Origin of the sequence: Cupriavidus sp. UME77 (genome assembly GCF_014170355.1) — a bacterium.
GTDB classification, from domain to species: domain Bacteria; phylum Pseudomonadota; class Gammaproteobacteria; order Burkholderiales; family Burkholderiaceae; genus Cupriavidus; species Cupriavidus basilensis.
In genome coordinates this window covers 148,430-168,305 of the sequence record NZ_LZZU01000065.1, presented here as the reverse complement: position 1 = coordinate 168,305, position 19,876 = coordinate 148,430, and the positions used below count along the sequence as shown (strand labels likewise).

Annotated in this window: 18 protein-coding genes, 1 pseudogene and 1 riboswitch; of the genes and pseudogenes, 7 read left to right on the top strand and 12 right to left on the bottom strand. The window is 64.1% G+C overall.

Annotation, left to right across the window (positions count from 1 at the left end; genetic code table 11):
* Window positions 1-34 precede the first annotated feature (34 nt).
* On the top strand, window positions 35-532 hold the full coding sequence (locus A9975_RS26835) for a hypothetical protein (protein WP_183035396.1): 498 nt from the start codon (window positions 35-37) through the stop codon (window positions 530-532).
* Window positions 502-1,173: a helix-turn-helix domain-containing protein gene (locus A9975_RS38635; protein WP_183035395.1), complete on the top strand. Its 672-nt coding sequence runs from the start codon at window positions 502-504 to the stop codon at window positions 1,171-1,173. Before A9975_RS26835 ends, A9975_RS38635 begins: the two co-directional genes overlap by 31 nt.
* 148 nt (window positions 1,174-1,321) lie before the next feature.
* Here the strand turns inward: A9975_RS38635 and A9975_RS26825 are convergent, their stop codons facing one another.
* Window positions 1,322-1,816: a hypothetical protein gene (locus A9975_RS26825; protein ID WP_183035394.1), complete on the bottom strand. Its 495-nt coding sequence runs from the start codon at window positions 1,814-1,816 to the stop codon at window positions 1,322-1,324.
* A gap of 25 nt (window positions 1,817-1,841) precedes the next feature.
* Entirely contained in the window at window positions 1,842-3,794 is a 1,953-nt protein-coding gene (locus A9975_RS26820; RefSeq protein WP_183035393.1) for a S8 family serine peptidase, read from the bottom strand.
* 570 nt (window positions 3,795-4,364) lie between these two features.
* Between A9975_RS26820 and A9975_RS26815 the strand changes: the two genes are divergently transcribed.
* The gene (locus tag A9975_RS26815) at window positions 4,365-4,832 is read left to right on the top strand and encodes an alpha/beta fold hydrolase (RefSeq protein WP_370565570.1); all 468 of its coding nucleotides are present in this window, start codon (window positions 4,365-4,367) and stop codon (window positions 4,830-4,832) included.
* 21 nt (window positions 4,833-4,853) lie between these two features.
* On the opposite strand, the gene A9975_RS26810 is transcribed toward A9975_RS26815, so the two are convergent.
* From A9975_RS26810 to A9975_RS26800, 3 genes are all read right to left on the bottom strand, one after another.
* Complete coding sequence (locus tag A9975_RS26810; protein ID WP_183035391.1) at window positions 4,854-6,575, bottom strand: dipeptidase; 1,722 nt, start codon at window positions 6,573-6,575, stop codon at window positions 4,854-4,856.
* Window positions 6,576-6,661: 86 nt separating this feature from the next.
* Window positions 6,662-6,928: a cupin domain-containing protein gene (locus A9975_RS26805; RefSeq protein ID WP_183035390.1), complete on the bottom strand. Its 267-nt coding sequence runs from the start codon at window positions 6,926-6,928 to the stop codon at window positions 6,662-6,664.
* Between the two features lie 78 nt (window positions 6,929-7,006).
* Window positions 7,007-7,741, bottom strand: a complete 735-nt coding sequence (locus A9975_RS26800) for an XpsR family transcriptional regulator (RefSeq protein WP_183035389.1) — start codon at window positions 7,739-7,741, stop codon at window positions 7,007-7,009.
* 1,084 nt (window positions 7,742-8,825) lie between these two features.
* Between A9975_RS26800 and A9975_RS38470 the strand changes: the two are divergent.
* Window positions 8,826-8,969 (top strand): annotated as a pseudogene (locus A9975_RS38470) (IS5/IS1182 family transposase); the annotation flags it as partial.
* 173 nt (window positions 8,970-9,142) lie between these two features.
* On the top strand, window positions 9,143-10,117 hold the full coding sequence (locus A9975_RS26790; RefSeq protein ID WP_255503533.1) for a YeiH family protein: 975 nt from the start codon (window positions 9,143-9,145) through the stop codon (window positions 10,115-10,117).
* Between the two features lie 90 nt (window positions 10,118-10,207).
* Here the strand turns inward: A9975_RS26790 and A9975_RS26785 are convergent, their stop codons facing one another.
* Window positions 10,208-11,764: an NAD(P)/FAD-dependent oxidoreductase gene (locus tag A9975_RS26785; RefSeq protein ID WP_183035386.1), complete on the bottom strand. Its 1,557-nt coding sequence runs from the start codon at window positions 11,762-11,764 to the stop codon at window positions 10,208-10,210.
* A gap of 567 nt (window positions 11,765-12,331) precedes the next feature.
* On the opposite strand from A9975_RS26785, the gene A9975_RS26775 reads away from it, so the two are divergent.
* Window positions 12,332-13,408 (top strand): MBL fold metallo-hydrolase, encoded by a 1,077-nt coding sequence (locus A9975_RS26775; RefSeq protein WP_183035385.1) that lies wholly within the window; start codon window positions 12,332-12,334, stop codon window positions 13,406-13,408.
* A gap of 43 nt (window positions 13,409-13,451) precedes the next feature.
* Here A9975_RS26775 and A9975_RS26770 read toward each other — a convergent pair whose 3' ends face one another.
* The 4 genes from A9975_RS26770 to A9975_RS26755 all read right to left on the bottom strand — a co-directional run bounded on the left by A9975_RS26770 (window position 13,452) and on the right by A9975_RS26755 (window position 16,216).
* Window positions 13,452-13,856, bottom strand: a complete 405-nt coding sequence (locus tag A9975_RS26770) for a cupin domain-containing protein (RefSeq protein ID WP_183035384.1) — start codon at window positions 13,854-13,856, stop codon at window positions 13,452-13,454.
* 93 nt (window positions 13,857-13,949) lie between these two features.
* Window positions 13,950-14,765, bottom strand: a complete 816-nt coding sequence (locus A9975_RS26765; RefSeq protein ID WP_183035383.1) for an AraC family transcriptional regulator — start codon at window positions 14,763-14,765, stop codon at window positions 13,950-13,952.
* 92 nt (window positions 14,766-14,857) lie between these two features.
* Window positions 14,858-15,484 carry a trimeric intracellular cation channel family protein gene (locus A9975_RS26760; protein ID WP_183035382.1) on the bottom strand — a complete coding sequence of 209 codons (627 nt, stop codon included), beginning with the start codon at window positions 15,482-15,484 and terminating at the stop codon, window positions 14,858-14,860.
* A gap of 147 nt (window positions 15,485-15,631) precedes the next feature.
* Window positions 15,632-16,216 (bottom strand): TMEM165/GDT1 family protein, encoded by a 585-nt coding sequence (locus A9975_RS26755; protein WP_174426415.1) that lies wholly within the window; start codon window positions 16,214-16,216, stop codon window positions 15,632-15,634.
* A gap of 9 nt (window positions 16,217-16,225) precedes the next feature.
* Window positions 16,226-16,412: riboswitch (yybP-ykoY riboswitch) on the bottom strand.
* A 176-nt stretch (window positions 16,413-16,588) separates the two neighbouring features.
* Between A9975_RS26755 and A9975_RS26750 the strand changes: the two genes are divergently transcribed.
* Window positions 16,589-17,161, top strand: coding sequence for an NADAR family protein (locus A9975_RS26750; protein WP_183035381.1), 573 nt, complete (start codon window positions 16,589-16,591; stop codon window positions 17,159-17,161).
* Window positions 17,162-17,206: 45 nt separating this feature from the next.
* Here the strand turns inward: A9975_RS26750 and A9975_RS26745 are convergent, their stop codons facing one another.
* Together A9975_RS26745 and A9975_RS26740 are read right to left on the bottom strand one after the other, a co-directional pair.
* A complete protein-coding gene (locus A9975_RS26745; RefSeq protein ID WP_183035380.1) occupies window positions 17,207-18,211 on the bottom strand; it encodes a tripartite tricarboxylate transporter substrate binding protein in 1,005 nt (334 codons plus the stop codon).
* 52 nt (window positions 18,212-18,263) lie between these two features.
* A complete protein-coding gene (locus A9975_RS26740) occupies window positions 18,264-19,688 on the bottom strand; it encodes an amidase (protein ID WP_183035379.1) in 1,425 nt (474 codons plus the stop codon).
* Window positions 19,689-19,876: the final 188 nt, after the last annotated feature.

Genomic DNA, 19,876 nt, shown 5'->3' with positions numbered 1-19,876 from the left:
AGCCTTGTACCGCCCCCCCAAAAAAAGGAATCGCGTGGCAGGCCCAGCATCAGCACAGACGGCGGCAGAACCCGAAACCGGCGCGCAGGCAGACGGCGCGGCGGCGCCGCCGCAAGTGCATGTCCGGCTTGATGGGCGGGCACTTGATGGGCGGGCACTTCCCGACGCCTGCGAACTCTGGCGCGCAGCGCTATCGCCGCTCTTTGACGTCGAAATCGGCGCCGCGTCCGGCGCTTTCTCGGCCGAGCTGAAGGGCGTCCATCTGGGCGACAGCCTGATTGCCAGTGTTGGGGGCTCCGTGGCGCATCGCTTCAAGCGAGGCAGCGTCGAGATCCGGCGCAGCAATATCGACCACATCCTGATCCAGCTTTACGTCTCGGGCGGCGTTCAGGGCGAGTATGGCAACCGGCCGTTCCATGCGAGCGAGGGATCGATCAGCCTGCTCGACCTGGGGAGGACGCTGGATAGCCGGACGCCGGCGTTTTCGAACATCACCCTACCGTGCCGCGCGACCGCCTTCCCGCCTCGCTGAGGAGCTGCAACCTGCACGGCACCGTGCTGGATGCCGGCCAGGGTTCCACACGCTTGCTGGCGTCTCACCTGTCGCAACTCATGCTGGCCGGCGCCAGCCTGACGGCGCAGGAGATGGCCGCATCGGTCACCGCGGCGCTGATCATGCTGGAGGGCAGCGGCGCCAGGCTGCGCGATAGCGAGCCTGATGTGCAAACGGCGGCGCGCCGCAGCATGCGCAAGCTGGTACGGCGCTATATCGAACAACATCTGGCCACGGAAGCGCTCTCGCCGGAGCAGGTTGCCAGCGTCTTTCGCCTGTCGCGAGCCAGCCTCTACCGGCTGTTCGAGAGCGACGGCGGCGTGAACGCCTACATCCAGGGCAGGCGGCTGGATCGCTGCTTCGATGAACTGGCCCGATCCAAGGGCAGCGGGCTCAGTATCGCCGAGCTGGCATATCGTTACGGCTATTCCAACGAGAGCACGTTCAGCCGCGCCTTTCGCCGCCGCTTCAGCCTGAGTCCGCGGGAGGTGCGCGCGCTCGCGGAGCGTCCCCGCAACAACTGGCCAGCGGCGTCGGCCAACGGCAGCGAAGCCGCCACCATCAACGAATGGCTGGAGAGCCTCCGCAGCGAATTCACCGCCATCGGTGCCGGCGCCTGACTGCAAGGCTTCAGCCCGCGATGTCGATTACCTGCCCGGCGCACTGCATGTAGCACGCCAGGCAGGCGCCGTGACCAAACGACAGGGCTCGGGCAGCCGGGGTCTTCAAACGCGGCAAGAGGGGATGGCTGCGGCCGCGAAAGCCAGCTCAGCGCACCTTGGGCTTGCCATACCGGATCGGGACATCGACCGCCGCCCCCGGCGCAAGCAGTGTCTTGAGCTGCTCCCTGGCGCTGACCGCGTCCTGGAACGAAGAAAACGTCAACTGGCTGATGCGCATGTGATCGAAGTACTGGACCCCGATTGCGGCGTGGCTTAGCTTGCCAATCGCCTGCTGGACTTCCTGGATCGACACTTGCGAAACAACCACCTCGTTGCGGCTTTCTCCCACAACGCCGCGATCGTTGACGACCAGCGTCACCGCACTGCCCACGGCTCCCGCGTTCTTCGCCGTGGCCGAAGCCGAGGCCGGCAGCGTCTGGAGCGACTGGCTGCCAAGGCGAACGACCGTGGTGCCCGCAAGGCTCTTCAATTGCGCGGGCGACAACTGCTGCCCAGCCACATAAGTCGACGCGCCTGCGTAGCACAGCGTGGTGGCCAGTGCCGCGACGCCGCACAGCAAGACCCTGAAGGACAAATTCATTTTCATCATCATTCTCCTCGCCCCGTTATTTCGCGGCAATCACACGGTATTCAACAGCCAAGGGCTTGCTGAGCTTGACGCTGACGCCATCGGCTTCCGGCTGGAAGCTGCTGCACGTGCCGGGCGCGGCGGTGGCCGGCATCACGCTGACCGCATACACCTCCCAATTCCCGGCGGCGTTCTCGCCATGGAACGCATAGCTGCCTAGCCCGTAGCTTTTCACTTCCGGAACGCCCGTGCTGTAGTAGCTGTTGTATGGAACAGCGAGTGCGGAAATGGTCCCGGAGGGCGATTTGACAAAAACGCCAACGCTGCCGACGCAGATGGAGCCGCTCAATCTCAGCTGCAGGGCATCCACCTTGTCATTGCCGCCGACCGTGAACTGCCCCAGTTTCTGGACCGAGCCGTACTTGAGCTGGGCGCTATCGGCGAACGCCTTGGTGAAGTCGCCAATGGCCAGGGTTGCCGGCTTGTAGGCACCGTATGCCTTCGCCAGCCTGACCGCGGCCGCGGCATCCGCCAGGCCGAAGCCGTACCAGTTCGAGTAGTAGTTGCCCGCGGCATTCTTTTGCCAGCCCAGGTCCAGCCGTGCCGTTTGGCTGCCATCGACGAGGCTGGCATCTTCGCTGGCGGTGAAGGTCCCCTGCTTCAGGTCAAGCCGGAGATTCCGGTTGTTGCGCGAGCCATAGTCCGGATCGATTCTCCTGGCGGTGACGCGGAGAATCTCGCGCACGTCGCGCCAAGTCAGGTTTGGATTTGCCGCCAGCATCAGGGAAACCACCCCTGAAATGGTCGGGGTGGCGGCCGAGGTGCCATTCATGCTGGAATAGTCGCAGTTCGCGTTATCTTTCTTGTTGGTTGCGCTGCCGCCAATGCTGAATGCGTTGGTAAGCTCCAGGAAGTTGCGGCTATAGCCTCTCGCGCAAGAGCTCAGGTCGGTCGAGAAGATCATCGGGCCGGAGCCGAGCTCTCCATATTGCCCCGCTTCGCCGAATTCACCGCCAAGCCCGGTGATCCAGTTGACCGCCCCGGCGTTGGAGTAGCTTGACTTCATGCCCTTGGCGTTGGCCGCGCCGACCAGGATGACGCCTGGCTCCAGCGCCTCTGTGTCGTTCGCGGGATTCTCGCAACTGATGACGCCGCTTATCCCATCGATATCGGGGCAGAACCTGGGATTGTCGCCCCCGGTGTTGTTGTACTCATTGCCTGAGGCCTTCACCATGACCAGGCCCTTGCCGCTTCTCAGGTTTGGAAAGGCCCTGATGACGGAGCTGCTCCCGGATTCGGTGTCGTACTCGTCCGGCACCACGGGATTGCCTCCGTACGACGCATTGATGATGTGGGCGTTCCTGGACCAGTCGGCACCGCCGTAGGCCTGCAAGATATTGGCATTCGCGGTGCCGATGAAACGCGCGCCGCCCAGGGTCGCGCGGGGCGCGATGCCAATCACGCCTTTCCCGTTCTGCGCCGCGCTGATGATGCCGGCGACATGGGTGCCATGTGCCTCCTTGATGTTCTCGGGGATATTGGCGGGCGTGGGGTTGTTGGTGCCGTCGTCAAAGTTGTAAGTCATCGACCTGTTCACATTGGCGGCCAGGTCCTCATTGCCGATATCGACGCCGTCGTCGAGCACCAGGACATTGACGCCCTGGCCTTTGATGCCCGCGGCATGCACGTCTTCCACGTTGAGATCGGTGACGCCATCCGCGATCCCGGAGAAAGACTTGAAGTAGCTGGTGGCCTGCTTGAGCGCCCATTGGTAGATGTAGAGCGGCTCCGTGGCCCCGGTCTGGCAGGCGAACTTTGCATCCACGCCGGTTTCGGCGCAGGCGGATGCCGGGGGCACTGGCGTGGGCGTGGGCGCGGCGGGCGTTTGAGCGTTCGCGGCCGTGTTCTCTGGATTGTCGCCCCCGCATGCCGCGAGCGCGGCGGCGGCCAGGAGTGTCAGTGATATTAATGTCGTCCTACTTTTCAACATGCGATTTCCCGCCTTCAATATTGTGTTTTCAGTACGCTATGGCTCGTGCCTGGCGCATCCCGCAGGAACTGCATGGGCTCAGCCAGCCGCGGCGCGCTGTGCCGCACACAAGCTGCGCTGCTGGGCTGCTATCGAGAACCCTTGGGATGGCCTGGTCGTGCGCGGCCAGGTGCCGGCAAGCAAGTCATGCTTGCCATCGAAGGTCGCTTGCCACTCAGGCCCGGGCCGCGCTCTTGCTAGATGGGTGGCGCGTACCACGAACCGGCGCCAATTTTTGCAGAGTTATCATTTCGTCACTTGACTCTGTGTCTCACAAAAACCGACGTTCCGTCTCACATGAGAGGGCGGGGCGGTGTTCAACGGGGAGGTTGCCTGTGGCGGCCATGATTCAGGATGGCGAGCGTTTCCATCGTCGTGCCGAGTGTTATTGCTAAGCGGATAGGCCCGGCTGGCGTAGCAGGAGATCGATCAGGACGCGCACACGCCGTGGCATGTGCGATTTGATGGGTAGATACCTATGCGTCCACTGCGCAAGAGAGAGCAATCAGGCTAATCCGAATCTGAAATGAAGTGTGTGATCGGCGTTGCGCGTTATCCATATCGGGTTGTGCACAAAGGCGCGCTCCTTCGCCTGCTACGAACTCGCGGTCACCGATTGAACCAACGGACGCTCCTGTCCCGGAGCGCACATTGGCCGAGAGGGCGATTCCACCGGCCGACACGCTCTCGCGAGCGATGTTCGTGCAGATGGCACGGGATTGCGGGGCGGCGCTGTTCGCCCGCCAGTCGGATGCCACCCTGACACGACGGGATCACTGGGGCACCCTTGCGTTGGTGGAGGTTCCGGCGCTATTGGTCTGGGGGGCGGCGGATACATTCGTGCCGATTGAAGTCGGCCGGCGAATCGCGGGTATCTTGCCGGATGCCCGGTATGAAGTACTTCCCGGTTGCGGCCACTTTCCGTCCATGGAGCGCCCCGAGGCGACCACGGCGATCGCTCGGGATTGGCTATTGGACAGGTTTCGCGGCCGCAACTAACGCAACGCAGCCGCCACAGCCTCACTGCATCGACTTCAGGTCCCCGATGCGGATCAGCATCTCGGTGAACATCTGCATGTCCAGGTCCAGGTCGGCGACTTCCTTGTACTCCTTGGCGTTGTGCGCGGTGTACTTCTTGCCGGGCATGGCGGGGCCGAAGTTGATGGCATTGGGCATCAGCTTGGCGGTGGTGCTGCCGGCGGTGGGCACGGGCTTGGCTTCCAGCCCCGTGGTGTCGCCGAAGATGTTGAGCAGCGTGGACAGCCACGCGCCTTTAGGATCGCGTGCCATCCAGTCGCCCTGGTCATGGCTGATGGTCACCGTTGCGTGGTTGGCGTCGGCCCAGGCGTTGATCTTGTCGGCTACGGCCTTGGACAGTGCTTGCGGCGTGTTGCCGCGCGGCATGCGCACGTTGGTAGTGACTTCCAGCTGGCCGTTTTTCTCCTGGACGAGGTTGGGCGACAGGGTGAGCGGACCCATGAAGTCGTCTTTGTAGGCCACGCCCATCTTCTCGCCGAGGTAGCCCGTGCCATACAGGTCGTCGAGGTACTTCGCTGCACGGGCGTAGTGGTTGTCGGCCAGCGCGATGCCGGATTCCCGCAGGAACAGCGTCAGGCGCGGCAGGGGATTCACGCCTTCCTCTGGCCGCGAGCCGTGGGCGGAACTGCCGGTGACCTTGACCTCCAGGCTGTCGGCGCGCGGGGTGATATCGATGGCGAACTTGCCCTGCGGCGCGTACTTCTCGATAAAGGCGGCGCGTGCTGCTTCGAGCCGGGCGCGGGCCGCGTTCAGGTCGCCGCCCTTGAGTTGCGCGCTCGCGGTCTGCGGCACGGCGTTGGCCGAGGCCGCGCCGCTCATGCCGACGATGGCGGTGGCGTTGCCGTCGGTGGCCTGCACGGGGAAAAACACCTTCAGGCTGCCCGAGCCTTTCTCGGCCACCACGGCCGGGTATTTGCTGTCGAGCACGATGTTGTACTCGGGCAGCTTGGTGTGCTGCCGGTAGTACTTCATGCCGTCGCCGCCCGTTTCCTCGGTGGTCTCGATCATCAGCCGGATGGTGCGGTTGAGCTTCAGCCCGCTCTCCTTCACGGTCTTCATCGCATACAGCACGGTGGCGATCGAGCCCTTGTCGTCGATGGTGCCGCGGCCGTACAGAAAATCGCCCACGCGCGTGACCTTGAACGGATCGAGCTTGGTGCCGTCGTCCAGCGCCCATTCGTCCGCCACGGCAGGGACTACGTCGGCGTGGGTGAGCAAGCCGAATTCTTCCTTGCCGGTGCCCGGCAGCGAGACTTCGAACACGCGGTTGTCCACGTTGCGGAAGGTGAGGCCGAAGTCCTTGGCCATGCCTTCCACCAGGTTGCCGAAGGCGATGATGGCGGGGTTCTCATGCTGCGGGATCTTGTCGTCGCGTACGGTGCGCAAGGCCACCATGCGCTCGATGGCGCTGATCACCGCCTGGTGGTTGTGAATCCGGTTATAGAGGCCCAGCAAGCGTGCGATGTTGGTCAGGTCGTCGCCGTGCAGCGGGGCGTGCTTTCGATAGGCGGTGACACTGCCTGCCAGCGAGGGATCGGCCTTGGCTGCGGCACTCAGGAATGCGTCGAAATCAGCCGGCGGGCTGGCCTGCGCGGCGGCGGCTAGTGCGTCGAGGCCGGGTTTCTTCAGCGTGTCCGCGACGGCGGGCTGCCCCACGGCCAGCGTGAGCAGGGCAAGCGATGCGAGCAAGGTCGAGCGTTTCATGGGCAGGGTCCCCAAAAAACGGAGGATGTTCGCATGAGTTGGCCAGCGGGTGCAAATCCCGCCAGGCGCCTGGCAGCCGCGGCGCGCTATTTCCTGCCGACCATGTACTTCACGCCCTGTGGCCCGTAGCGCTCAGAATGCGCTTCGTTGGCGCGCAAGTGGAATTCATCCCCGGCCCGGAAGGCTTGTTCCTCGCCTTCGGTGGCCAGGTAAAGCATCCCTTCGAGAATCAGTGCCCTGGCTTCGAAGGGATGCGCATGGACGGGAAGAGATCCGTTAGCCTCACGGGTGACGGTGACGACTTCCTGGAACCCCTCGCGGGCGAGGAGACCGGCAAAGGCTTCAGGATCCATGGCTGCTCCCTGTCCGTGCGCTTGGTTCGGTCTTTGAATATAGGCGCTATCCGTAGGCCCGGCGCATGGCCCTGGCGGCTACATGGCCTGGGGCACAAAATCGGATCGGTGTTGCCGCGCGTCCCTCAGGTCAGGGTGGTGATGCCGTTGGGCAGGATATCCGCCGCTTGGCAGTCCGCCGGAGGCATTCCCGGCCAACAACGCATTCAGGCTCTCCGGCAATCTGCCCGGACCGCATGCCGCCGCGCGGTGGTGATCGAAGTCGCTCGGCGCGAGGCTGGCGCCGAGCAGCTCGCCGAACGCGTTGAGCTGCACGTCGGAGGTCAGCCCCGCGCTGCCCGCGAGGGCGGGGCAGAGGATCCACGTGGTGCCATCCCGCTTGTAGATCTGCAGCAGCCTTACCTGGTCTGCGGGCTGCAGTTGCCGCTCTTCACATGCGACCTGCTCGAGTCCAAATGCGCGTACGAAGTCGTCAGCCTGGCGATAGCCGATGCAAACGACCACCTTGGGCCGCCAGTGCGCGCAGAGCGTACGCAGGAAGCGGAATCGCCCGCCATGCCGGCACAGGTCCAGGTAGCGATCCTTGGGCACGAGCTCGGACTGGCCGCGGAACACCTTGGACCAGGGGGTCAGGCCATCGAGCATGACAGGCAGGGGAAACAGGTTCAGCTTGAATTGCGCGCCGTCGGGTGCGTAGAGCTCGTCCCGGTAGTACGCCTTCCAGTCATTGTCATCCAGCCGGATACCGAGCGCTTGCGCGCGTGCCGCCGCCATGAAGCGGGCAATGCGCTGGTGATTCAGCCATTTGCCCATGTCTTCCCGATGTTTCGCGCGAAACGCCGCATCCCATGCGTGTGGCTCCGTGCGCGGCCGTAACGGCCCCGTCAAGCGCTCGTACCAGGGATGCGGGCTTCTGTCGCAGATCCAGAGACTGGCCCTCGGGTTTCCGCCTTCCATCCCTACGTACGAGGCAAAGTAATTGTCCAGTTCCTGACGCGTGAATACCCCTGTGTGCTGCACTTTTTGCCCCCTACCTTCTGGTGGGACCCCGTTTTCACTGATTCCACAACGTGCCGCCCGCCGCTTGCAGCGCCGCGCGTGCCGTGTGGTTATTTGATGTGTCCGGCAGGTCGGCTACACGGTGCGGTGGTTCTCTCTCCCGCGCCGGTTGCGGCCTCGCTCGTTGTATTTGTTTTACATGGTGCTGGAAACTGCAAATAGCCAGTTCATGCCTGTCGGCCTGAGCTGTTCATATTCCGAGTTACTTCCCACGGTAAATCGATATGAAATAAATAAAATGCTAAATATTCAATTGTTGCGATGCACTATATCCGAGATCATTTGTGGCACGCATTGCAATATTTTTATGTCTGACATAAGAACGATGAAATGCCAGGTATTACGGTGCATTTATTATTTTCATCCCCTCTGATGGGGGGATTCGTTTTTTTTGAAAACGCCCCTGGATTGACACGTCCCGGCCCTTCAAATGGAGAGAAGAGGGGAAAAAGGGGTGTAGGCCGGGGAGATCGCCTACACCCTCAAGGGATGGCAACAACAGGGTCGATCGAGTTGCCGTTGGTAAGTGTGCTGCAGTACAGCAATATCAGTACCCTTCTGAAAGAGGGTGGATACCAGGCAGCAGAGCAGGGAGCCGGTGCCGGCTGCGGCCGCACGGCTGAAGTGCCTTTTGCCTCAAGGTTTTTCGGTTTGTCAGGGCACGCTTCGGGCTGCGCGTCAGCGGTTGCGTTCGATCACCACTTCGAGATATTGCGCTGGGCAAAACCAGCGTGCCATCGCCCGAGCGGTCGCGGAAGGTGAAATCGCGCGTGGCCGCGTGGATCGCCCGGGCCCGGAACCGGGGCAAAGCCGGTGACGATGGTCATCGCATTTGTAGGAGATGCAAGGCAAGTCCATGAAGCGGCAGGTGGCCGTCAAGCGCGGCAGGATCAAGCTGATGCGTGACGGTGCGGTCAAGGACTTGCCGATCGCCGTCGAATGGGCGAAGGCCCGGATCAGCCTTGTCGAAGTCGAGCCGCCGCCGCCCATCCCGTGCGGCGGCTTTTTTTGCGCGTGCAATCTGTGCCAGCCCGGGAGCGTCCTTATCGATTTTTTCAATAGCAGTAACCCAAAAATGGCGTTGGCTCCGATATGCGTTGAGAGCATATCGTTATGCCAAATTCATCTAAGAAGGTGCTGCACATGGCGTTCAGAATGCTCTCGACCAAGTCCTTCTTCCCCGGACTCCTCCTGGTCGTCGCCGTCGCGGTGCCCGCTGCGTTACTTGGCAAGCTGGTTCCAATACTTGGCGGTGCTGTCTTCGGCATGTTGATTGGTGTGCTCTGCCGAGCCTTTCTCAAGCCGGGCGACCAATACAAGCCAGGTATCCAGTTCGCCTCCAGGCAGATGCTGCAATACTCGATCATCGGACTGGGCTTCAGCCTGCCGCTGCACGAGGTCGTCCAGACCGGGCTGAGGTCGCTGCCGGTCTCGTTGGTCACGCTAGCGGTCGCCTTCACCGTCGCCATCATCGCCGGCCGCATCCTGCGCATCCCTGAGAAGCTCAAGATCCTGATCGGCGCCGGCACCGCCATTTGCGGCGGATCGGCTATCGCAGCAATCGCGCCTGTGCTCCAGCCCGATGATCACGACTTGACGTATGCGCTGTCCACGATCTTCATGTTCAACGTCGTGGCGGTCGTCATTTTCCCTATCCTTGGCAAGATGCTGGGCATGTCCGATGCCGGATTCGGCCTCTGGGCCGGAACCGCGATCAATGACACGTCCTCGGTCGTCGCAGCCGGCTATGCCTGGAGCTCGGCCGCGGGCGAATTCGCGACGATCGTCAAGCTGACGCGCGCCATGATGATCGTGCCGGTCACGCTGGTGATCGCGCTGATCTGCCAGCGCAATCAGCCTGGCGGGTCGATGCGTCGTGCCATTCCGTGGTTCATTGTCTTCTTCGTCCTGGCCTCGGCGGTCAACGAATGGCTGCCATCTGGCCTGACGCATGCGATCCAGTGGATGACCCCGTTCCTGGTCGTCGGCGCCCTCACCGGGGTAGGCCTGAGTACCGACATCGACAGGCTGAAGCGCGCTGGGGCACGACCGCTGCTGCTTGGCCTGATCGTATGGGTCAGCGTGGCGATGAGCAGCCTGGTCATGCAACACATTGCCGGGACGCTGTGACCCATAGCGTCCTGCGTGTCGGGAGGGTCGGCGGCAGGGCCGCAGCCGATCGAAGATGAGGGGGCATTGCAACCCTGCTGTCCAGCGCCGTCAAGCAAGCGGTGGCTTGGCGCCTCCTGGCATTTCGGGCGTTTCGGGCATTTCGCATGTGTAGTCGAAGACCGCATCATCGAGATCGATGGTGGGGAATTCGTCCTTCTCTGCCCAATAGTCCTGAGTATGCTGCCACTCGCGTTTGCTGCCCCGCTTGGGGAGCAGATGCATGCCGCGCATCAGGTAGCCGGGATTGAAGTTCTCCGGGTCCACCCATGACCCAAGCGTCATGTTCTCGTCCTCGGGCCGCAGTGTCGGCATGACCCTGCTCGCGCCCTTGCTTTTCATGTGGCGAAGCAGGCGGCAGACGAAGTCGCCGATCAGGTCGGCGCGCAAGGTCCAGCTCGCACGGAAGTATCCGAAGACCCAGACCAGATTGGGCACGCCCGTGAACATCATGCCGCGGTAGGTGACGGTGTCGGAGAAGTTCAGAGGCTTGTCGTCGATGGTGAAGGCGATGTCGCCGAGTACGCTCAGATCAAAACCCGTGGCCGTGACGATAATATCGGCATCCAATGTCCGGCCGGATTTCAGCTCGACGCCGGTTTCCACGAACTGCTCGATCTCGTCGGTGACGATCGAGGCCTTGCCATCGCGCACACCCTGGAACAGGTCTGCGTCCGGGATGAAGGCGATGCGCTGCCGCCATGGCCGATAGCGCGGCGTAAAGTGCGTGTCGATATCGAATTCCGGGCCGAGATGGGCGCGCACGCCAGCAAGCAACTCTTGCTTGACCACCTCCGGCTCTTCCCGGGCGCGACGCGTGAACTCGGCCTGATCGTGCAGGATTTTACGGCGCACAATCTCGTGGATCCACGTCTCGTCGATTTCCAGTTGCCGCAGTTCGTTGGCAAGCACGTTGGCGTTGCGCCCTGTGAAGAAATAGGTCGGTGAGCGCTGGAGCATGGTGACATGCGCGCATTTTCCGGCGAGCGCCGGCACGAGCGTGGCTGCCGTGGCGCCCGAGCCGATGATGAGGACCTTCTTGCCTGCGTAGGCCAGATCCTCGGGCCATGTCTGCGGATGGACGATCTGGCCATTGAAGGACTGCATGCTCGGCCATTCCGGCGTGTAGCCCTGCGAGTGCCGGAAGTAGCCCTGGCACATCCAGAGAAAATGGGTGGTGAACCGGACCGTCTCGCCGGTGTCCGTCCGCTTTGCCTCGATGGTCCAGAGATTGTCCTGGCTCGACCACGATGCCGAGTGGATGGCGTGCCGATAGCGGATGTGCCGGTCGAGCCCGTTCTCCTCGATGACCTCGCCCATGTACGAACGGATTTCCGCCGCCGTGGCGATCGGTGCGCCAGTCCAGGGCTTGAAGCGATAACCGAAGGTGTAGAGGTCGCTGTCGGAGCGGATGCCGGGATAGCGATGCGTGTGCCAGGTGCCACCATAGCTTTCCTGCGACTCCAGGACGACGAAGCGCATCTCCGGGCACTGGTCGGCGAGATGATAGGCGGATGCTATCCCCGAGATGCCGGCCCCGACGATCAAGACATCGAAATGCTCGGGCGTCTGCGACCCGGCCCTTTCGGGAAACACGCTCTCTGTCATTTTTCCCCCCAACTTGTAGATGAATCGACAGGCCAGGTTCCTATTGCAGGCCACCAAAGCCCGGAAAGACGATCACGCTGCGTGCGACATGCCCTGACTGCATCGCGCTGAAGCCCTCATTAATCGCGTCCAGTGGCAGCTTGCCCTGCATGTACAGTCCGACCAGCCTGGGCCACCGTGCTCGCGTGGCCAACCGGGCGCAGCCCAGCCGCGCGCATGCAGGATGCGGTGCCATCTGGCGGCCTGCTTGCGAAATGCCTCCAGGCAGGAGCCGCGCGTGCCGGTGTCCGGGGAATCTGGCCCACTATTGCCCTGCCGCCGCCAAATGTCCAAGATAGTTTTTTGATGCCGGATATAGAATCTGGATATACCCCACCGTATTAGCCAGTGCCGTGCCGCCCGCGCGCCCGCTGAGCCGGGTGCGTGCGGCTGCGCGAACGACCGGACCTCGGTAGAATCGTTCACGGCGTCGCACGCAAGGGTGCGCAGCCTTGCCCCATGCCGGTGCAGTCTCCCGAGCGCCACGCGGCGCAACTGGCATGTCCGCACGGACCCACGGAAAACAACATGAGCGACGAGAGTTTGACCCCCCCACCCGAGGCCGAGAGCAAGCCTGTTCTCGACTACCCTTGCGGAGAAGCGCCAGCGCCAGGCAGCGCGGTTGAGGTCGCGCCGGGTGTGCTGTGGATCCGCATGCCAATGCCGTTTGCGCTGAGCCATATCAACCTGTGGGCGGTGCGTGACGGCAAGGGTTGGGCAGGGGTTGACGCCGGTTTGCAAACCAGCGAAACCGCCGCCGCCTGGCGCGATCTTTTCGCGCAGGGCGGGGCGCTGGCGGACGGGCTCACCCGGCTCTTTGTCACGCACATGCATCCCGACCATATCGGCATGGCCGGCTGGCTGACCCGCAAGTTCGCCTGCCGCCTGTGGATGACCCGGCTGGAGTACCTGAACTGCCGCGTGCTCGCGGCGGACACCGGGCGCGAGGCGCCGGAAGACGGCGTGCGCTTTTATCGCCGCGCAGGCTGGGACGACAATGCCATCGAGGCCTACCGCGTGCGCTTTGGCGGTTTCGGCAAGTACGTCCATGCCTTGCCCGACAGCTACCGGCGCTTGCGCGACGGCGAGATCCTGACGATTGGCGAGCACCAGTGGCGGGTCGTGGTTGGCAACGGCCACTCGCCCGAACACGCCTGCCTTTATAGCGAGGCGTTGAAGATCCTGATCAGTGGTGACCAGATCCTGCCGCGCATTTCATCCAATGTGTCGGTTTTCCCGACCGAGCCCGATGCCGATCCGATGGGCGACTGGCTGGCCTCGCTCGCCAAGCTGCGCCGGGAAGTCCCGGACGACGTACTGGTGCTGCCGGCACACAACGAGCCCTTCCGTGGCTTGCACGCGCGTATCGGTTATCTGGAGCGCAGCCAGCACCACGCGCTGGACCGGCTGCGCGCCGCCCTGGCCGAGCCCAGGCGGGCGGTGGACGTCTTCGGCGAGCTATTCTCCCGCCCCATCGGCGCAGAGCCCGGGCTGCTCGGCATGGCAACCGGCGAGAGCATTGCCCACCTGAACTATCTCGTGCATCGGGAAGAGGCCGTGATGGAGGTGGGCCCGGACGGCATCGCACGTTATCGCATGGCCTGAGCGCCGGGAGGATAGGGCGGGCAGGGCGGGAAGGGCAGGGCGGTCAGATCCAGACGTCGTTGACCGCCGTCCGCTCGCCACCCTCGCCACCGGTATTCAGCACGCCCCGGGGCTCGATCAACAGCAGTTTCACCTCCGTCTCGGCAAAAGGTTTGTGCTCCACGCCCTTGGGCACCACGAACATCTCGCCCGCCGATAGCTGCACGTGCCCGTCGCGAAAATCGATGCGCAGCGCGCCCTCCAGCACGATGAACGCCTCATCGGTCTCGGCATGGTGGTGCCAGAGAAATTCGCCTTCGATCTTGACCAGCTTGAACTGGTAGTCGTTCATCTCGGCGATGACCTTAGGTGTCCAGCGCTCATGGATCAAGCCGAGCTTCTGCGCGAAGTTCAGGCTTTTGTATTCTCCGGACTCTTTATGTGAGGCGCTTGCCAGATCGTGTTGCATCGCGTGTATCTCCTTGCCTTGTCATGAACGCACACGTTAGCAAGGCCGGCGCGCGAAATCTTGTACGATCGTGCAAGCTGTCAGCCGGCGCCCTCAGCGCAGTCCTTGCTGCATCTTTACCCAGCGTGCCGGCGACATGCCATAGGCCTTGCCGAAGTGACGCGTCATGTGGCTCTGATCGGTGAAGCCGGCGGCCAGCGCGGCATCGGCCAGCGACTGGCCCCGCATCAGCAGCGAGCGGACCAGGTCAAGCCGGCGCATGGTCAGGTAGCGGTAGGGGCTGGTGCCGAACAGCAAGCGGAAGTCCCGCGAAAGGCTCCAGCGATCGCGCCCGCTGCACGCTTCCAGCTCACTCAAGGTGACCGTGCGGTGCAGCGCGCCGTGAATGCATTCCCGCGCCATCTCTGCGGCCCGGTAGTCATAGCCCTGGTGCCTGGCGCGCGCGCCGGCCGCGGCGCTCAGGGCATGCGCGAGATCGAACAACGCATCGTCCTCCTCCAGCGGATCGAGCGGGCACCCCATGCTTTGCAGCAGGACGCCGGTCGCTTTGCACAGCCGCGCATCCGAGGACAGGCCGCTCTTGATAAAGGGCAGCGGCTTGCCGCCCAGCACCTGCTGGATCAACGCCGGCTCGATATACAACATCCGGTACTGGAAGCCAGCTTCGGTGCCGGCCTCGCCGTCATGGACTTCATCGGGGTGCAGCACGATGGTCCCGCCAGGCATGCTGTTGCACTGTGCGCCACGATATTGAAAGCGCTGCACGCCCGACAGCGTCCGCCCGATGGCATAGGTATCGTGGCGATGCGGATCGTAGCCATGCCCGGAAAAGAACGCCTCGATGCGTTCCATGCGGCCTGCTTGCGGCGCGCGCAGGACCCAGTCCTTTTGCGTGTCTTTCAACGACATGATGCTCCATCCCTGGCTGCGGTTAGCCTTCAAGTCGGCCCATAAGTCGGCCCATAAGTCGGGCCGTGAACCAAGCCCTTGAGCCGGCACGATCACCAGACCGGCACCTTCGGCAGGTGCCAGTCATGTTGCACGGCAAGCAGCCGCAGCGCAAAGCAGCTGGCGCCGCCGGCAAGCGCCGCGACGGTCGGCGGCAGGCGCAGGGCCCGGGCACAGACCAATACCGCGGATCCCAGCCAGGCCGCCGTGGCGTAGATGTCGGCGGTCAGCACGGTCGGTACCTGTGCCAGCAGCATGTCGCGCACCACGCCGCCGCCCACGCCGGTGAGTGTGCCCATCAGCGTCGCCACAAACGGGCGTACGCCGTAGTTTGTCGCCTTTTGCACGCCCGCAACGGCGAACAGTGCCAGGCCCGCCGCATCCAGCACGATGATCAATGGGCCGGCAAACCCCTGCGCCGCCGAGTGAAACACGAACGCCGCGCTGCCGGCAAGAAAGGCAAGCGCGGGATAACGCCAGTCCCGGATCGCATTGGGCGGGGCCGCGCCGATCAGGAGGTCGCGGATAATGCCGCCGCCCACCGCGGTGACCAGCGCGACCACCAGCACCCCGAGCAGGTCCAGGCCATGACGCATACCGACGATGGCGCCTTCCACGGCAAACACGGTGGTGCCGGCAAGATCGGCTGCCAGCACGACGACTTCGGCTCTTGTTTTCATTGGGCTGGCAAGTTGGGCTTTGGACTCGGGGGCGTGACGGCTTCAGGGAGGATACTGCCCTCGGAGCGGTGGCGCCATAGGCGCATGCCGGCGCGCAAGCACAAGCTGGCGCGCCGGCATGCGAGTTGGCCGTGCCATGCAGCTGGCTCAGGTCCCCAGGTTCAGGCCAAAGTTCACCTTGAACAGGATCAGGATGCCGAAGATGGCGAACAGCGCCGCTGCGACGAAGCGCATCTTGGACAGCGGGATGATGCGGGTCAGGCGTTCACCCAGCAAGACCGCGGGCACGTTGGCCGCCATCATGCCGAGGGTGGTGCCGACCACGACCATGCTCAGGTTGGCATACTGCGCGCCTAGCGCAATGGTGGCGAACTGCGTCTTGTCGCCCATCTCGGCGAGGAAGAAGGCGACGACGGTGGTGGCGAAGGCGCCGGCGCGCTTGCCGTTGTTTCCTTCGTCGTCCAGCTTGTCGGGGATCAGCGCCCAGGCGGCAAAGGCCAGGAAGGCGATGCCCAGCACCCAGCGTGTCACATCCGGGCTGACGTGCGATGCCGCCCAGTCGCCCAAGGCGGCGGCAAAGAGGTGGTTGAAGATCGTTGCGACGAAAATGCCCGCAATGATGCTCCATTGCTTGCCGGGAAACCGGGAGGCCAGGAGAAAGGAAAGGAGCTGAGTCTTGTCGCCCATTTCAGCCAGGGCGACCATACCGAACGAAGCAATGAGTGCTTCCATGTGACATCCAAAGGGGGCCGGCAACAAACGAACCAATGACTTCGCTGCCCAGTGCCAGCCCCAGCTGGTGGACAGAAAAGTCAAAGGTCTCGCTGAGCCAATCAGGCTGCCGGCGCCATGGTTTTTTGTACCAAGTATGTTGACGCAGGCCCCTCCAGTAGGGACTGGAGGCTAGCTACTCCCCTAAGACGGCGCAAATAATACCACAGGCCTGCGCTGGCGAGGATACGGCGCCCCGGCGCCCCGGCGCTCAAAACGCCTTGCTCATGAACACGCGCCTTGCGCCATTTGACGCACACCTTTGCCGTAAACAATACTAGCGAGCTTTGGGGGCGCCCAGGCTCCATCCATGCCAGACCATACCGACTTACGATGACCCAGCCCGATATCCATGACCACGCCTCCCTGATCAGTGCCTTCCGGCGCGGCCACCGTCCCGCCTACCTGTTTTTCTGGGGCCACAGCGCGAAGGCCGGAGCCGCGGTGGGCAAAGAGTGCCTGTCGCAGTGGTGGCCCGCGCGGTTCAGCGTGGATGGCCAGGTGTTCGCCAGCGCAGAGCATTTCATGATGGCTGGCAAGGCGCGCCTGTTCGGCGACGAGCCTGCCCTGGCGCGGATCCTGGCGGCGCCCTCGCCCGCCGCGGCCAAGCGGCTCGGCCGCGAGGTGCGCGGCTTTGACGAAGAGCGCTGGAATGCCGCGTGCCTGGCGCTGGTGACTCAGGGCAATATCGAAAAATTCCGCCAGAATCCGGACCTCGCTGGCTATCTGCTCGGCACCGGGCGGCGCGTGCTGGTGGAGGCCAGCCCGGTGGACCGCATATGGGGCATCGGCCTGGCCGCTGACGATCCGCGCGCGGCCAATCCCGATCAGTGGCGCGGGCCCAACCTGCTCGGATTTGCGCTGATGGCTGCGCGCGAGGCGCTCAGGGAAGGCGCGGCGCATTAGAGCGGAGCAAGGGGCGGAGTCATCCGCCCCTTCCTCTGATCCTGATCAGTCCTCCGCGACGAAGCCGGTAGCCTCCACAATCGGCTTCCAGGCGGCGCGTTCCAGCTGGATGCGGTGCCGCGCGTCCTGGCCAGGCTTGGCTGCCACTTCCAGCCCAAGGGCCTCCAGCTTGCCGGCGGTCGCGGCATTGCGGGAGGCGACGATGAACATCTTCTCGACCTTGGCAACGACGTCCGGCTGGGTGCCGGCCGGCAGGAACGCGCCGTACCAGCTGGTGGCGTAGTCATACTGGCTGAAGCCTTGCTCCTTCAAGGTCGGCACATCCGGCAGCGCCTTGGCGCGCCGCGTGCCGCTCACGCCCAGGAACTGCAGCTTGCCGCCCTTGTACAGCGGCATCATGCTGGCCACGGCATCCCAGCCGATCGACACCGTGCCGCTGATCACGTCGACCAGCATCGGGGACGCGCCGCGGTAAGCGGCCGGCGTGATGGCGATGCCGGCAGCCTTGCCCAGGGCTACCGTGCCGAGGTGGCCGGCGCTGCCGATGGTCGCCAGGCCCAGGCTGGCGCTATTGGGATTGCGCTTGGCCCACTCCACGTACTCCTTCATGTTCTTGTACGGCTGCTGCACGCCCGCCGCGATCACGGTTGGCACGTCGGTCAGCACGGCCGCGGGCACCAGGTCCTTGTCCGCGTCGTAACCCAGTTTTTTGTAGGTCAGCGGGAAGATGGTGAACAGCGGCGACGGCCCGATGAAGATGGTCTTGCCATCCGGCTTGGCGCGTTTCACGTAGTCGAGCGCCAGGCGGGCCGATGCGCCGGGTTTGTTCTCCACGATGACGGTGCCATGCCCATCCTGGCGCAGTTGCTCGGCATAGATCCGGGCAAGGCTGTCGGCCGCGCCGCCGGGGGCGTAGCCGACGATGATGTGCATCGCGGCATCCGGGTTGTCCGCCGCGCTGGCCGGCCGGGGCAGGGCGAGGACAGCAACGGCGCAGGCCGACAGCGCCAGGGTGTGGATCACGAGGTTGCGGCGTAAAGCTTGGGTCATGGCGGATGCGGTGGCGAGGTCTATCGGTGATAAAGGGGGCGGTTGCAGCGGATTACAGTTGCGGCCACTGGCCAAGCAGCCCGTGCGACGCCTCGAACAGCGCCGACACACGCAGCAGTTCAGCGTCGCCGCGGAACTGGCCCACCAGCTGCAAGCCGATCGGCAGCCCGTCGCTGCCAAAGCCGCAGGGCAGGCTGATGGCGGGGTGGCCGGTCATGTTGAACGGCATGGTCCACGGGAACCAGTGCGCGCGCACGTTTTCGAAAGCCTCGCCGTCGATGTCGATGGTGCCGAACAGGTCCTGCCCGATGGGCAGCGCCGTGCGCGTCAGCGTAGGCATGGCGAGGAGGTCCGCGCGCTGCAGCAGCGCCTGCACGCGCTGGAACAGCTTCGTGCGGTCGAACATGGCTTGCTGGTACTCCACGCCGCTGACCTGCGCGGCGGAGGCCACCTGCCGCAGGAACGTGGCGCTGAGCTGGTCGCCGTGCTCCTCGGCAATGGCGGCAAAACGCGCGCGCCAGACCGTATGGTTGATGGCGCGCCAGATCGGCTCCACGTCAAAGCCTTCGCCGGAGAAAGGTTCCAGCTCCGCGCCAAGGTCGGCCAGCTTGGACAGGCTCGCCTCGAAGGCCCGCGCCACCTCCGCCGATGCCGGGCGTCCTGGCGGCGTCAGGCAGTAAAGGATGCGGCGCCCGCGCAGGTCGCCTTGCGCTCGCGCCGCGCTGACATAGTCCGGCTTGGGCACGCCGATGGACCAGGGGTCGCAGGCATGCTCGCCGGCCATCGCCTGCAGCATCAGGCCGGTATCCGCGACCGTGCGCGTGGTCGGCGTGACATAGGTCTGGTTGCCGAACAGGTCCTGCGCCTGGCTGTGTGGAATCACGCCGTGGCTCTGCTTGATGCCGACCACGCCGTTGCAAGCGGCCGGAATCCGCGTGGAGCCACCGCCATCGGTGGCGACCGCCAGCGGCGCGATGCCGCTAGCCACGGCAACCGCTGCGCCGCCGCTCGATCCGCCGCTGGTGCGCTCGCGGCTCCAGGCATTGCGCGTGCGGCCAAACAGTGGCGAATCGGTCAGGCACTTGGAGCCGAACTCGGGCGTGGTGGTCTTGCCGATCAGGATGGCGCCTTGCTCGCGCAAGCGGGCGATGGCCACCGCATCGTGGTCGGGCACGTTGTCCCGGTACGGTGCCACGCCAAATGTGGTGCGCACGCCCTTTGTATTGACGAGGTCCTTCGCGGTGAAGGGGATGCCGTGCAGCAGCCCAAGTGGCTTGCCCGCCATCACGGCTTGCTCCGCCTCGCGGGCGGCGGCGATGGCTTCGTCGGCACACAGCGTGATGAAGCAGTTCAGCTCAGGCTGCAGCCGGGCGGCGCGGTCGAGCACGGCTTGCGTGAGCTCGACGGGCGAGATTTCCTTGCGGGCGATGCGGCCTTGAAGTTCGGCGGCGGACAGGAAGCAAAGCGCATCGCGCATTGGCGGGCGTCTCCAGAAAGCGTCTCGGGGGGCTGGATGCCGCGCTTTGCGAGGCTTTGGTTTTTGGATCCAGAATCCACTGTTTGCGGCTATAGTAGACCCGTGGGCAGCCCTTGTAAACTGCGCCACCCAAGCTGAATCACCCCGTGCCCAAACCGCGCCGGGATGCGCAAAATTGCGTGAAGCTT